Below are 14,670 nucleotides of genomic sequence, written 5' to 3' on the forward strand. Positions count from 1 at the left end.
TTGGATAACTATCGTAATAAATCGAATCTAAACGGCTATTTTACCCTGTTCTACGCGGAACATCTTGCCCTTTTCATCAACCATGTCGCCGACCTGATCGGCATTGACCGCACTGACAAACACCTGTGCGCCGGTACTTTTCAACCGTTCGGCCAACAAACGGCGCCGACCGGCATCCAGCTCCGAGGCGAAATCATCGATCAGATACAGGCACTGGCGGCCGCTGTGACGTGTTAGGTATTCCCCCTGAGCCAGGCGCAAGGCGCACATCAACAGCTTTAACTGACCGCGCGATAGCAAGTCTTCGACCGGCGTACCGTCGGCACGAATACGAAAATCCGCCTTATGCGGCCCCAGCGCGGTATAGGTGAGCGCGCGATCGCGCTCAAAGTGGCGCTCTAGCAGTTCACCATACTCACTTTCCCGATCCCAGCCACGCATAAATGAGAAAGATAGCGCATATTCGGGCAGAAACTGGCTACAGGTCACCGCGATATCTTGCGCGATGGCCTCACTATAAGCCGCACGCAGGGCGCTGACCTGATTGGCCAGCGGCACCAACGCCTGATCCCAAGGACGGATTTGGGCGTAACGCGTCACTTGACGCAACGCGGCATTACGCTGTTTGAGGAGACGGCGCAGGTTGCTCCACGCGGTAAAAAATTCCCCATCACCGTGGAAACACCCCCAATCGAGGAAGGCTCGCCGGTACTTGGGGCCACCGTTAAGCAGCGTGAACCCTTCCGGGGTGATCAACTGCATCGGCAGCATTTGCGCCAGCTCGGCCACCTTATGGCCATCGCGGCCATCGATACGTACCTTACTGTCGCCCTGGCGATTTTTACTCAGTCCTACAGCCAATTCACGCTCGGTGCCCGTATCAATACGCCCATGCAGGATAAACTCGGCACAGTCGTGGCGGATCACCCGTCCGGCCTGCTGGCTGCGAAAGGCCCGGCCATGACCCAAGGTATAAACGGCCTCCAAGACGCTGGTTTTGCCGCTACCATTGGCACCGACCAGGAAATTGAACCCGCTGGAAGGGGCCAGATCGGCGCTCTCAATATTGCGAAAGTCGCGGATCATCAGGCGGGTCAACGCCATGCGCGCCATCCCCCTGAACTCGGCCGGTAAGGCCGCGCCACCCCATACACAACGCCACTGATCGACATAATCACAGACGCATCGGCATCACGACATAGACCGCCGCCTGACTGGCCGCATCTTCGATCTGTACGCTGGATACCGCATCCGTCAACATCATCACGACACGTTCACACTTCAACGCGTTGAGCACATCCAGGACATAGCTAACGTTGAAACCGATCTCTAGATCGCTGCCCGGGTAGTCGACGTCCAACAGCTCCTCCGCCTCTTCCTGCTCTGGATTATTGGCGGTGATCTTCAGTTGGTTATGGCTAACATGCAGGCGCACCCCACGGAATTTCTCGTTAGAGAGGATCGCCGCTCGAGCGAAGGCCTGTTTCAGTTCATCGCAGCCAGCCTCCAACGTCTTATCGGGATTCTTCGGTAATACACGGCGATAATCGGGGAAACGGCCATCAACGAGCTTAGAGGTAAAGATAAAGCCACCGACGTGTGCCCGTAGGTTGTTGCTCCCGATTTGCAAGCGCAACGGTGTCTCGCCGCCATCCAGTAGACGCATCAGCTCGATGACACCTTTACGCGGCACGATCACCGAATGGTGCGGCAGGCTCTGCCCGATAGGCATCGAGCATACGGCCAGACGGTGGCCGTCTGTCGCCACAGTACGCAATTCTTCCCCTTCGGTTTCGAACAACATTCCGTTCAGGTAATAGCGTACGTCCTGATGCGCCATCGAAAACTGCGTGGCTTCGATCAGACGCTTCAGTGTCGCCTGTGGCAGCGTAAATTCAACCTCACTCTGCCAATCATCCAGATTAGGGAAGTCTGCCGCCGGCAAAGTTGACAGGGAAAAACGGCTGCGCCCAGAGCGCACCAACATGCGATCACCATCCAACGCTACCGAGATCTCGGCACCGTCCGGTAAGCCGCGGCAAATATCCAAAAACTTGCGCGCAGGCACGGTGGTAGCACCCGCCTCATGGGGTTGAGATAACGGCACCTGGGCCACCATCTCCATCTCCAGGTCGGTGCCGGTCAGCGACAGATGGCCATCTTCTACCTGCAACAACAGGTTACCCAGGATCGGCAACGTAGGACGGCCGCCCAACGGACTGCTCACCTGCTGCAACGGCTTGATAAGATGCTCACGCTCAACAATAAATTTCATATCGCTACGATGACTGTTAGGTAATTAGGATGACAACGTTCTGATTAGATTAGAAAAATCTTCTTTGATGTCGTGACTCTCTTCCCGCAGCTGCTCGATCTTACGGCAGGCATGCAGCACCGTGGTATGGTCACGACCGCCAAAGGCATCCCCGATCTCCGGCAAACTGTGGTTGGTCAACTCCTTAGCCAAGGCCATCGCCATCTGGCGTGGACGCGCGACGGAACGGGAACGGCGCTTGGAAAGCAGGTCGGCCACTTTGATTTTGTAATACTCCGCCACCGTCTTCTGAATGTTATCGATGGTGACCAGTTTTTCTTGCAGCGCCAACAGATCACGTAGCGCCTCACGCACGAAATCGATGGTAATTGCCCGCCCGGTGAAGTTGGCATTAGCGATGACACGGTTCAATGCACCTTCCAACTCACGCACATTGGAACGCAGACGCTTGGCGATAAAGAACGCCACTTCACCCGGCAAGCGGATATCGTTCTCATCAGCCTTCTTCATCAAGATGGCGACGCGCGTCTCCAACTCTGGCGGTTCGATAGCCACGGTCAGCCCCCAGCCGAAGCGGGATTTTAGACGATCCTCCACCCCGTTTATCTCTTTAGGATAACGGTCAGAGGTCAAGATGATCTGTTGATTGCCTTCCAGCAGCGCGTTGAAGGTATGGAAGAACTCCTCCTGTGAACGCTCCTTATTGGCGAAAAACTGGATATCATCGATCAATAATGCATCGACGGAGCGGTAGTAACGCTTAAATTCTTCGATAGCGTTATTCTGTAACGCTTTCACCATATCCTGAACAAAGCGCTCCGAATGCATGTAGACCACCTTGGCATTCGGCTTACGCGCCATGATGCCATTGCCTACAGCATGCAACAGGTGAGTCTTACCCAAACCAGTACCGCCGTATAAAAACAACGGATTATAGGCACCACCTGGGTTGTCCGCCACCTGACGCGCCGCCGCGCGCGCCAGTTGGTTAGACTTACCCTCGACGAAGTTATCGAAGGTGTGTTTCGGATTCACATTGGAGCGGTAGGAGAGCTCAGGCTGCGCCGCCACACGCTCCCAACTCGGGCGTGTCGGGCTGCTGGCCCGAGTGCTGGCAGGCGTCGCGCTGTTTTCATTGCCTACGTGATGGCTAATCACACTGGGCGCAACGGGCTTACTGCCTACCTCAAAACGTAGAACGGGAGCATCCGCGCCGCAAAAGTCGTTGAGTAACCCATTAATATTATTCAAATATTTATCACGAACCCAATCGAGAACAAAGCGGTTTGGCGCATACAGCGCCAGCGTATTGTCACTGAGCTCCGCCTGAAGAGGACGGATCCACATACTGAATTCTGTGGCAGGTAACTCATCCTGCAATCGGGCAAGACACTGCTGCCAAAGCGAAAGTGACACGGCGGACTCCACTCGAACAAAGATAAATAAGAAATGATTAGGATGCTCAGGGTTTTTCATCACCGGAAGCGCAGCCGATAACCCGCGATACGCAATGCGCGCGGATCCCAACAGGGAGGCGGGGATCATAAACAGGTTACCCACAACTTGACCACTTCCAGGTCACCGCTTGCGCGGCATTCTCGCACAACCGCTTTCCCGTAGTAAGGATCGCGATCAGGATGGCGGATCATAGCCTAAACCACACAGAAGATCCTCTTCTTCTGCACAGAATCGCTCCTTTTTATCCACAGTCCCTGGCGAACCCAATGATGGATTATCGCTTTTTCTCTCCAATATAGCGCTAGCTATGACACAAAGTGGGGAATTTCAGAGAAACCGTAGCGCGACAGCGCACCGATCCTAGGATCATCGCAAGGATCACACTAAGATCCTTGCGCTTTGATAGGGAGTCCGTATAATTTGCCACCCACGCGTTACGCCTGCGTTCTGTTGCCGGAAACGCAGTATCCCAACCCTCCGGAAGGTTAGGTGTGACGGTGAGAGACGGGGTTACCCGTTTGAGCTCAGGTGAGCTGCTTGGCATAAGTCAATTGACTCAGGACTGTACAATTATTACAATCCTGCCTCTTTAATATATGCGATTGAGGCGTCGGTCGTTCTCACGTCGAGTAGCCAAACGCGTTTACTGATCAGTAATTATTTAAAGTTTAGGTAGAAATCGCTATGAAACGCACTTTCCAACCGTCCGTATTGAAACGCAACCGTACCCACGGTTTCCGTGCTCGTATGGCAACCAAAAACGGCCGTCAGGTTCTTGCCCGTCGCCGCGCTAAAGGCCGCGCTCGTCTGACCGTAGCCGGTTAATTTAGCTGACCAGATTAGTGGTTAAGCTAAGTTTTCCTAGGGAGTTACGTTTGCTAACTCCCAATCACTTCAATTTCGTCTTCCAGCAACCGCAACGAGCCGGTACGCCCCAACTTACCATTCTCGGCCGTATGAACTCGCTGGGGTATCCCCGCATCGGTCTTACTGTCGCCAAAAAGCATGTCAAACGCGCTCATGAGCGTAACCGCATCAAGCGTCTGACACGTGAAAGTTTCCGCTTGCGTCAGCATTCGCTGCCAGCCATGGACTTTGTGGTAATCGTCAAAAAGGGTGTTCAGGAACTCGATAATCGGGCGCTGACAGAGATGTTGGAAAAGTTATGGCGTCGCCATTGTCGCCAGGTTCGCGCCTCCTGATTACGCTGATACGTGGTTATCAGCGTTTCATCAGTCCGCTGCTTGGGCCACACTGTCGCTTCCATCCCACCTGCTCACAATACGGAATTGAGGCATTGCGCAGGTTTGGAATGGTAAAAGGCAGTTGGTTGACACTGAAACGCGTATTAAAATGCCACCCTTTGAACCCAGGTGGCGATGATCCCGTGCCGCCGAAAACCAATAACAGAGAACATTAAGATGGATTCGCAACGTAATCTATTCCTCGTCGCTCTGCTGTTCGTGTCCTTCTTAATCTGGCAGGCCTGGCAAACGGACCACAATCCGCAGCCGGTCGCTCAGACAGCAGGACAGAGCGTCAGCGACGCCGCTAGCCAAGCAGTACCGGAAAGCGGCCAGGGTAAGCTTATTACGGTTAAGACCGATGTACTGGCTTTGACCATCAACACCCGTGGTGGTGACATCGAGCAGGCCGATCTATTGGCCTATCCGGCTACTCTGGGCTCAAATACCCCATTCCAACTGCTGGAAACCACTCCACAGTTTGTCTATCAGGCACAGAGCGGCCTGACCGGTAAGAGCGGTCCGGATAATCCAGCCAATGGTCCGCGCCCGCTATATAGCGCTAACCAAACCAGCTATGAAATGCTGCCGGGGCAGGATGAGTTGCGTATTCCGTTGACGTATACCGCACCGAACGGCGTCATCTATACCAAGACTTTCGTGCTCAAGCGTAATGACTACGCCATCGCCGTCGACTATAAGGTGAAGAACGACAGCCATGAGGCGTTGGATCTGACACTGTTCGGTCAGCTCAAGCAGTCTATCGATTTGCCGAAGCACCGCGATACCGGTAGCAGTAACTTTGCACTGCACACTTTCCGTGGCGCGGCCTACTCTTCCAGCGATGATAAGTATCAGAAGTACAGCTTCAGCGACATCGAAGACAAGAACCTGAACGTGCAGACCAAGGGCGGCTGGGTCGCCATGCTGCAACAGTACTTCGCCACCGCCTGGATCCCGCACGACAGCGGCGTGAATACCTTCTATACCGCGAACCTGGGCAATGGCCAGGCCGCTATCGGTTACAAGGCACCGTCCGTCAGCGTTGCACCGAACACCGAACAGGTGCTCAGTACCACTCTGTGGGTCGGCCCAGAACTGCAAAGCGATATGGCTGCCGTAGCCCCGCACCTCGATTTGACGGTGGATTATGGTTGGTTGTGGTTTATCTCCCAACCGCTGTTCAAGCTGCTACAGCTGATCCATAGCTTCGTCGGTAACTGGGGCTTCGCCATCATCATCATCACCTTTATCGTACGCGGCATCATGTACCCGCTGACCAAGGCGCAGTACACCTCAATGGCCAAGATGCGTATGCTGCAACCTAAGTTGCAGGCAATGCGTGAGCGTATCGGTGACGACAAACAGCGCATGAGCCAAGAGATGATGGCGCTGTACAAGGCAGAGAAGGTGAATCCGCTGGGCGGTTGCTTCCCGCTGCTGATCCAGATGCCGATCTTCCTGGCGTTGTACTACATGCTGATGGGTTCCGTCGAACTGCGCCAAGCACCATTCGCCCTGTGGATCCATGACTTGGCCGCGCCGGACCCGTACTACATCCTGCCGATCCTGATGGGCGTGACCATGTTCTTCATCCAGAAGATGTCACCGACTACCGTCACCGATCCAATGCAGCAGAAGATCATGACCTTTATGCCGGTTATCTTTACCGTCTTCTTCCTGTGGTTCCCGTCAGGTCTGGTGCTGTACTATATCGTCAGCAACCTGGTAACCATCATCCAGCAGCAGCTAATCTACCGCGGCCTGGAAAAACGCGGCCTGCACAGCCGGGATAAGAAATAACCCGCGCTAGCGTATGAGGTACCAGGGGGGCGGTCTAATGACCGCCCCTTTTTCTTGTTTTTGTGCTCGCCATCACGGGCATGCACTCAACGCCAAAAGAGAGAGAATATGATCACTCCATCCGACACCATCGTCGCCCAAGCTACCGCTCCGGGACGCGGCGGCGTAGGGATACTGCGCGTCTCCGGCCCTCAGGTTCAGGCTGTCGCCCAAGCGCTATTGGGTAAACTGCCCAAGCCACGCTACGCCGACTATCTGCCGTTTCGCGACCAGGACGGCACGTCGCTGGATCAGGGGATCGCCCTCTATTTCCCCGGACCGAACTCCTTCACTGGCGAAGATGTACTGGAGCTACAAGGTCACGGTGGTCCGGTAATCCTTGATCTGCTATTGAAGCGTATCTTACAACTGCCAGGGTTGCGCATCGCCCGTCCCGGCGAATTCTCCGAACGGGCTTTCCTGAATGATAAGATGGATCTGGCGCAGGCCGAAGCGATCGCCGATCTGATCGATGCCAGTTCCGAACAGGCGGCACGCTCGGCGCTCAACTCGCTACAAGGGGTCTTTTCAGCCCGCGTTAATCAACTGGTCGAATCGCTGACTCACCTGCGGATTTACGTTGAGGCCGCCATCGATTTCCCCGACGAGGAGATCGACTTCCTCTCCGATGGCAAGATCGAAGCGCAGCTCAATGCAGTGATGAATGAACTGGCCGATGTGCGCGCCGAGGCGCGTCAGGGAAGTCTGCTGCGCGAAGGCATGAAGGTGGTGATCGCCGGGCGGCCCAACGCCGGAAAATCCAGCCTGCTCAACGCGCTGGCGGGGCGTGAAGCGGCCATCGTTACCGATATTGCCGGCACCACCCGCGATGTCCTGCGTGAACACATCCATATCGATGGGATGCCGTTACATATCATCGATACCGCCGGCCTACGTGAAGCCAGTGATGAGGTGGAGCGCATCGGCATCGAGCGAGCCTGGCAAGAGATCGAGCAGGCCGATCGCGTTTTATTTATGGTCGACGGAACCACCACCGACGCCACCGATCCCGCCACTATTTGGCCTGATTTCATCGCCCGTCTGCCGGCTAGCTTGCCGATCACCGTAGTACGCAATAAGGCCGACGTCACCGGCGAACCGTTAGGGATCAGCACGAATCACGGCCACACCCTGGTGCGTCTGTCGGCCCGTACCGGGGCTGGCATCGACGTGCTACGCGATCACTTGAAGCAAAGCATGGGCTTTGAGACTCATCTTGAGGGAGGATTCCTGGCCCGTCGCCGCCACCTACAGGCGCTAGAGCAGGCCGCTATCCATCTCCAACAGGGAAAAGATCAGCTACTCGGTGCCATGGCCGGTGAGTTGCTGGCGGAAGAGCTACGTCTGGCACAACAATCACTGAGTGAGATCACCGGCGAGTTTACCTCCGACGATCTGTTGGGGCGTATCTTCACCAGTTTTTGCATCGGCAAGTAGTTCGGAGGGGGCGATGCGCCCAACCTCGACAAACTCAGCCCAAGCGCTTCTGATGGCGTTCGCGGTTATCGGCCTTGCGCCGTTCACTCTTGCGCAGCAAAACATACAAGGCGCCACTACCACCGTGACGCCGCTCGGCGCTGTGCAGCGCCATCACCTCAGGGATCTGCGGCAACCAAGCGCTGACATAACTCTTCAACAGCGCCTGGGGCTGGCTACGCTCCCCCTTACCATGCAACACCAACACGCAGTCTGCGATGAACTGGAGCAGGGCGCTACGCGCCTCGCTCAGGGTATGGCGATGCAAATCCAACACGGCCTGTAACGCATATTTTCCTAGACGCAGCTTACGGTAAACCCCTTCCTGGATCCCCTCACGTTTAAACCCCACCAGATCGTGAGGACTTAACATCTCAACCGCCTCCAGTGAGAGATAATCCGGCCGCGCCACCAAAACCTGTTGCGCCGCCGCACGCCGGGCAAGCTGCGCCGCACTCGGTGCTGACTGGGCGGCAAAGCGTACCCGATCGGAGACTAACGGCTTCACTCCAATCATCTCCTGATGAAACAGCGACTCGCTCTCCATCTCCCCCTCTTCCCAATTCATCGTTTAACCTCCACGCTTGAGGGTTGGTCCTGCCCCACCGTCAGACAGCGCCGATACACCCGGCGCGCCGCCTGTGTCAACGCAAACAGCAGCAGTCCACACAGCAGCAGCTCCCCGCTGACACGCCAGGTGATACCCTGCTCAGCTAACGTCGCCGCTAGATAACTATATACCCAAGTTCCCGGCAACAGCGTCAATGCCGATATCAGGGTATAACGCCAAAAGCCTATAGCGGTCAGTCCGTAGGCATAATTTTGAATATTATAAGGAAATAATGGGACTAAGCGGGTAAAGATCAGAAAATCGACACCGTACGTATCGATACCGCGCACGATACGTTGAAACAGCGGACGATCACCGAAACGCACCAACAGCCACCCTCGGCCCAAATGACGTGCCAACAAGAAGGCGCAGGCGGAGGCTAATGTCGCGGCCAACAAAGAAAGTAGCGTGCCCCAGACGGGGCCGAACAACAATCCCGCCGCGATCACTAGGGCACTGCCCGGAAACAGTAACAATGAGGCAACGACGAAAAGCAGCACGTAGCCAACGGCACTATAGAGAAACCCCTGTGTGCCGAGCAGTTGACGCAACGCTGTCAGATCCGTACACAACGCCCGCAACGGCGTACATCCTAGACCAACCACCAGCAATGCCAAGGCTCCCCAGGCGAGCCAGCGCTTACCCCTTCTTTTCCATCATCATATCCTCTTAGTTCACACTCGCGGCAGACAACTGGCGCAAATCAGTGCGCTGCACCACACATTACATACATGGTAATTATCAAATTTCGACAAAGGATAAATAATTCTCAGGGTTATACAACACACATGCGCACGACTTATCGGTGTCTGTCGCACAATCTGGATCGATAATGCAGGGAGTGACTATGGAAAGCCACTTTATCTGGTGGAACACAGAGCATCGCCCGTTAGACGTCCATCGCCTTACCGAGGACGTGATCGCCACCTCGCTCCACTACTCACCCAAGCGACGTGAGCGCTTTCTGCATGCTCGCGTGGCTCTGGCTGAGCTGATGGCCATCCTGTATGGCTACAGTAAGTTGCCACGCACCGCGATCGACTGTCATGGTCGCCCTTTCTTTATCGATCCAACCCTGCCCGACTTTAGCCTGGCCTACGCTGGCAACATCGTCGGTGTGATGCTGGGCTGTACCGGTAAGGTTGGCCTCGACATCGAGGTGATCCGGGCACGCCAGGGCGGTTTTATCCCCTTACAACAACAGTGGTTGAGTAATACAGAGAAAGCCTGGATTGCCCGACAGGAGGATTGCCTAGAAGCGACGACCCAACTATGGACCATCCGCCAATCGATCCTGAAAATATCCGGACTCGGCGACAGCGGACTGCCAACGCTGCATATCCAGCCCGGCGCCGGCAAGCTACGCTCCAGCGTGACGCCCCAAGTCGAGACCTTGAGCGCCATCCATCACGACATGGCCTGGTCGTGCAGCCGTAGTCCAGCACTACAACGCCTGCATTACTGGCACATGCAGCCCAATGGACGCCTGGCCAACGTCGATAAAGAGAAGCGCCAGGCGTTAGACCACTCCCCGAGTTTTCTCCGCTTTACGAGCCATAGCGCCCTATCGGTGATCCCAGACTGACAGCAACATGGGCTGGCTACCAATAACAAGGGAGGGCCAAAGCCCTCCCTGTTGTATTTCCTTTATGCTTATTGATCAGTGTGCATCAACTAACACGATCTTCAGCACAAACAACAGCGCTACCGCGATAACGCAGGGACTAATCTCACGCCAGCGGCCGGTAAACGCCTTCATTACGCAATAGGAAATGAAGCCTAGCGCAATCCCTTCGGTAATAGAGAAGCTAAAGGGCATCATCACCGCGGTAATGAAAGCCGGTACGGCTTCGGTCAGATCGTCCCATTTCACACGGGCCAGGCTCGAAGTCATCAACACGCCGACATAGATCAACGCCCCGGCGGCGGCGTAGGCTGGCACCATGGCAGCCAGTGGCGAGAGGAAGATAACCAACATAAACAGTAGCCCCACCACCACAGCAGTCAGGCCAGTTCGGCCGCCGACGGAAACGCCGGAGGAGCTTTCGATATAGGCGGTCACCGAGGAAGTACCAATAAAAGAGCCCGCCACCGAGCTGATACTATCGACATACAGCGCCTGCTGCATGCGCGGAAACTTACCGTTGGCATCCGTCAACCCGGCCTTATCCGTCACCCCGATGAGAGTACCGGAAGAGTCGAACAAGTTCACCAGCATAAACGAGAAGATCACCCCCGACAGACCGATGTTTAGCGCACCGCTCAGGTCAACCTGACCAACCACACTGGTCACACTCGGCGGCATGGAGAATACGCCACTGTACTGCACATCCCCCAGTAGCAATCCAATAGCCGTCGTTACCACGATAGAGACCAATACAGCGGCATGAATGTTACGTGAGGCCAGGATAGCAATAATGAAGAAGCCTAATGCGCCTAACAACACATGGTGCGAGGTCAGCTCACCGACCGTCACCAATGTATCCTTGTTCGGAACAATGATGCCGGCATTCTTCAACCCCATCATGGCGATGAACAGGCCAATCCCACTGGTGATACCAACGCGCAGGCTCAACGGAATGTTAGCGATCATCCAATAGCGAATACGGAATACCGTTAGCAGGAAAAGACCGACGGCTCCCCAGAAGATCGCCCCCATGCCGATCTGCCAGGAAATCCCCATGGCACCGACCACCACGAAAGCGAAGAAAGCATTCAATCCCATCGCCGGCGCCAAGGCGACCGGAAGATTGGCCAACAGCCCCATCAATATGCTGCCGAAGGCGGCGATCAGGCAGGTGGTGACAAACACCGCTTGGGTATCCATACCGGCAGCACTCAAGATCTGCGGGTTTACGAAGACGATGTACACCATGGTAAGGAAGGTGGTGAAACCGGCGATCACCTCGGTCCTAACGGTGGTACCATGCGCCTGAAGTTTAAAGATGCGTTCGAATACGCCCTGGGAGCAGGGTGTCGTGGACTGGGATGGGCTCATACATGAAATCCGTATAGTGTCTTGGATGACTATCCTATACTAAAAATGCCAAATTATGATGTCTGTCACATCCTTTTTTTGGTGTTTTTTTGTCGCTGATCAGCCGACGTGATGTAACGCAAACGCTTATATACATAAAATCGCTACAATAGACAAATAAAAACGCTTTAATATCAAAATGATAAAAACAACAAAATTAAGGTAGTCACGATGAAAAACATTAACCTCAAGTACACGCAATCGCTTTCTCGCACAGCAATGTTGCATCTTCTGGCGGTTTGCCGCGGCGAACAACCTGCCGATATTCGTATCGATAATGTCTTACTGCTGGATCTGATCAACGGTGGTACGCGACCAGGCCCAATCCTGATCAGCGGCGATAGCATCGCTGGCATCGGTCCTGACTATACCGACGCCCCTGCTCGACAACATATCGATGCCGGCGGCGCGGTCGCCGTACCCGGCTTTATCGATGCTCACCTGCATATTGAATCAAGCATGATGACGCCGATTACCTTCGAAAGCGTAACGCTACCTCGTGGAGTGACCACCATCGTCTGCGATCCCCATGAGATCATCAACGTGATGGGCGAAACGGGATTAGCCTGGTTCCTGCGTTGTGCTGAAGGGGCGCGACAGAACCAATTTATACAAGTCAGCTCCTGTGTACCCGCACTGGCCGATACCGACGTCAACGGTGCCGAATTTCCCCTATCCGCGATGCTAAACTACCGCGATCATCCTCACGTCTTGGGACTGGCAGAGATGATGAACTTCCCCGGCGTGATCGCTGGTGATGAATCCACCTTGGACAAACTGGACGCTTTCCGCCATCTGACCCTGGATGGTCACAGTCCGACCCTATGCGGCAAAATGCTGAATGCCTATCTAGCGGCGGGCATCGAAAACTGCCACGAAACCCTGGCTCTGGAGGAGGGCAGGGAAAAGCTGGCACTTGGCATGGCGCTAATGATTCGTGAAGGCTCGGCGGCGCGTAACCTGGATACCCTGGCGCCGCTGATCAATGCGTTCAATAGCCCACAGTGCATGTTATGTACCGATGACCGCAACCCGTGGGAGATCGCCCATGAGGGACATATCGATGCCCTGATCCGCCGCCTGATCCAACAGCATCATCTGGCGCCACACCTGGCGTATCGCGTCGCCAGTTGGTCAGCAGCGCGTCACTATGGTCTAAAACGCCTGGGGTTGATCGCACCGGGGAAAAAGGCTGACATCGTACTGCTGGATGATATTGAGCAAGTCACTATTCGCCAAGTTTTCGCCGGCGGTCACCCCGTCGATGGCGCACAGTTATTGCGTGATGCACCGGCGCGTCAGCTAGCAAGTCGCCCACCGCAGCACAACACTGTGCAACGAGCACCGTTAAGCGCCGCCGATCTGACCCTGGCGTTGACACCAGGCGCTTCCTACCGTGCCCTGACGCTGGTCCCCAACGAACTGATCACCCCGCTCAGCATCGTCCGTTGGCAGGGTGATAGCTTCGATACTCCAGATGTCTGCCGTATGGCGGTGATGGAGCGCTATGGCCACGGGAAGGCCCCGGCGTTAGGTCTACTGCATAACAGCGGCCTGAATAAAGGAGCCCTGGCGGCCACCGTCAGTCATGACAGTCACAATATCGTCACCATCGGACACGATCCGGCGGAGATGGCACTGGCGGTCAATCAGCTCATCCAAGATGGTGGCGGGCTATGCGTCGTTGCCGATGGCCAGATACAGGCCCATCTGCCATTGCCCATCGCCGGGTTGATGAGCACCTTACCGGCCGAAGAAATTGCCGGCATGATCGACCAGCTTAAACAGGCCTGCCGAGCATGTGGTATGACCCTGAATGAACCCTTTATCCAGATGGCGTTCCTCTCCTTGCCAGTGATCCCCTCGCTCAAACTGACCAGCCTCGGTCTATTCGATGTTGATCACTTCTGCTTTACCGAGGTTCGCATGGACGAAGAGAGCGTTTAAACTAGGTAGGTAAGATTGATTCGGCGCGGGCGCTTTCCGCGCCGACTGGCCAAAAGGGACGACCATGAGCAGTATCCGCTGTATTCTCTTCGACTGTGACGGAACGCTGGTAGACAGCGAAATCATCTGTAGCAAAGCCTATGTCAGTATGTTCGCACGCTATGGAATAACCCTCTCTCTGGATGAAGTCTACCGAGAGTTTAAAGGAGTGAGATTGTATGACATCATCGATATCATCCAACGTCGTCACCCTTTTCATGCCGATCGCACCGAGATGGAGTCTCACTACCGCGCTGAGGTCGCGCGCCTGTTCGCCAGCGAACTCCAGCCGATCCCACACGCCCACGAGTTATTACGTCAGATCTGCGTCCCTATGTGTACCGCCTCGAACGGGCCGGTCAGCAAGATGCAAAGTTCGCTCGGCGCCACCGGCATGCTGCCATTCTTCGGCGATCGCTTGTACAGCGGCTACGATATCCAGAGTTGGAAGCCCGAGCCGGACCTGATGTATCATGCGGCGCAAAGCATGGGAGTCGCGATCGAGGAGTGCATACTGGTGGACGATTCGCCAGCCGGGGCGCGATCCGGTATCGCGGCGGGGATCCCCGTATTCTACTTCTGCGCCGATCCCCATAATCCGCCCATCGATCATCCCTTGGTTACCACCTTCGATGATCTGCGCCAATTACCCACGTTATGGCGCCAACGCGGCTGGCAACTGACTCACAGAGCCTAGCCGCTTAATAGCAACGAGCCGCCCTGCAATGCAGGACGGCTCGTC

14 protein-coding genes are annotated in these 14,670 nt (G+C 55.4%); 8 read left to right on the plus strand and 6 right to left on the minus strand.

The features are described from left to right. Nucleotides 1-27: 27 nt before the first annotated feature. The 3 genes from recF to dnaA all read right to left on the minus strand — a co-directional run bounded on the left by recF (nucleotide 28) and on the right by dnaA (nucleotide 3,691). Nucleotides 28-1,104, minus strand: a complete 1,077-nt coding sequence (gene recF, locus EHO01S_RS04425; protein WP_024522829.1) for a DNA replication/repair protein RecF — start codon at nucleotides 1,102-1,104, stop codon at nucleotides 28-30. Between the two features lie 70 nt (nucleotides 1,105-1,174). After that, nucleotides 1,175-2,275: a DNA polymerase III subunit beta gene (dnaN, locus tag EHO01S_RS04430; protein WP_024522830.1), complete on the minus strand. Its 1,101-nt coding sequence runs from the start codon at nucleotides 2,273-2,275 to the stop codon at nucleotides 1,175-1,177. Nucleotides 2,276-2,299: 24 nt separating this feature from the next. Beyond that, nucleotides 2,300-3,691, minus strand: coding sequence for a chromosomal replication initiator protein DnaA (gene dnaA, locus EHO01S_RS04435; protein ID WP_024522831.1), 1,392 nt, complete (start codon nucleotides 3,689-3,691; stop codon nucleotides 2,300-2,302). 726 nt (nucleotides 3,692-4,417) lie between these two features. Between dnaA and rpmH the strand changes: the two genes are divergently transcribed. The 5 genes from rpmH (at nucleotide 4,418) to mnmE (ending at nucleotide 8,256) form a co-directional block, all read left to right on the plus strand. Then, nucleotides 4,418-4,558, plus strand: coding sequence for a 50S ribosomal protein L34 (gene rpmH / locus EHO01S_RS18145; RefSeq protein WP_005291132.1), 141 nt, complete (start codon nucleotides 4,418-4,420; stop codon nucleotides 4,556-4,558). A 17-nt stretch (nucleotides 4,559-4,575) separates the two neighbouring features. Then, nucleotides 4,576-4,935, plus strand: coding sequence for a ribonuclease P protein component (rnpA, locus tag EHO01S_RS04440; protein ID WP_005295677.1), 360 nt, complete (start codon nucleotides 4,576-4,578; stop codon nucleotides 4,933-4,935). Further along, a complete protein-coding gene (gene yidD, locus EHO01S_RS18150) occupies nucleotides 4,899-5,153 on the plus strand; it encodes a membrane protein insertion efficiency factor YidD (protein ID WP_071523913.1) in 255 nt (84 codons plus the stop codon). The genes rnpA and yidD overlap by 37 nt, the downstream gene beginning before the upstream one ends. 1 nt (nucleotide 5,154) lies before the next feature. Continuing rightward, nucleotides 5,155-6,780: a membrane protein insertase YidC gene (gene yidC, locus EHO01S_RS04445; protein WP_024522833.1), complete on the plus strand. Its 1,626-nt coding sequence runs from the start codon at nucleotides 5,155-5,157 to the stop codon at nucleotides 6,778-6,780. A gap of 111 nt (nucleotides 6,781-6,891) precedes the next feature. Continuing rightward, nucleotides 6,892-8,256, plus strand: coding sequence for a tRNA uridine-5-carboxymethylaminomethyl(34) synthesis GTPase MnmE (gene mnmE, locus EHO01S_RS04450; protein ID WP_024522834.1), 1,365 nt, complete (start codon nucleotides 6,892-6,894; stop codon nucleotides 8,254-8,256). 34 nt (nucleotides 8,257-8,290) lie between these two features. Here mnmE and smrA read toward each other — a convergent pair whose 3' ends face one another. Both smrA and EHO01S_RS04460 read right to left on the minus strand, forming a co-directional pair. Then, a complete protein-coding gene (gene smrA / locus EHO01S_RS04455; protein WP_232238258.1) occupies nucleotides 8,291-8,863 on the minus strand; it encodes a DNA endonuclease SmrA in 573 nt (190 codons plus the stop codon). Next, nucleotides 8,860-9,513 (minus strand): TVP38/TMEM64 family protein, encoded by a 654-nt coding sequence (locus EHO01S_RS04460; protein ID WP_024522836.1) that lies wholly within the window; start codon nucleotides 9,511-9,513, stop codon nucleotides 8,860-8,862. Before EHO01S_RS04460 ends, smrA begins: the two co-directional genes overlap by 4 nt. Before the next feature lie 239 nt (nucleotides 9,514-9,752). Here EHO01S_RS04460 and EHO01S_RS04465 point away from each other — a divergent pair, with 239 nt between their 5' ends. Beyond that, nucleotides 9,753-10,490, plus strand: coding sequence for a 4'-phosphopantetheinyl transferase family protein (locus tag EHO01S_RS04465; RefSeq protein WP_024522837.1), 738 nt, complete (start codon nucleotides 9,753-9,755; stop codon nucleotides 10,488-10,490). Nucleotides 10,491-10,565: 75 nt separating this feature from the next. On the opposite strand, the gene EHO01S_RS04470 is transcribed toward EHO01S_RS04465, so the two are convergent. Beyond that, entirely contained in the window at nucleotides 10,566-11,903 is a 1,338-nt protein-coding gene (locus EHO01S_RS04470; protein WP_024522838.1) for an NCS2 family permease, read from the minus strand. A 210-nt stretch (nucleotides 11,904-12,113) separates the two neighbouring features. Here EHO01S_RS04470 and adeD point away from each other — a divergent pair, with 210 nt between their 5' ends. Both adeD and yieH read left to right on the plus strand, forming a co-directional pair. Beyond that, nucleotides 12,114-13,889, plus strand: coding sequence for an adenine deaminase (adeD, locus tag EHO01S_RS04475; protein WP_024522839.1), 1,776 nt, complete (start codon nucleotides 12,114-12,116; stop codon nucleotides 13,887-13,889). 64 nt (nucleotides 13,890-13,953) lie between these two features. Continuing rightward, nucleotides 13,954-14,625: a 6-phosphogluconate phosphatase gene (gene yieH / locus EHO01S_RS04480; protein ID WP_024522840.1), complete on the plus strand. Its 672-nt coding sequence runs from the start codon at nucleotides 13,954-13,956 to the stop codon at nucleotides 14,623-14,625. The last annotated feature ends 45 nt before the right edge of the window (nucleotides 14,626-14,670 follow it).

Origin of the sequence: Edwardsiella hoshinae NBRC 105699 = ATCC 33379 (assembly GCF_000474215.1) — a bacterium.
GTDB lineage: Bacteria > Pseudomonadota > Gammaproteobacteria > Enterobacterales > Enterobacteriaceae > Edwardsiella > Edwardsiella hoshinae.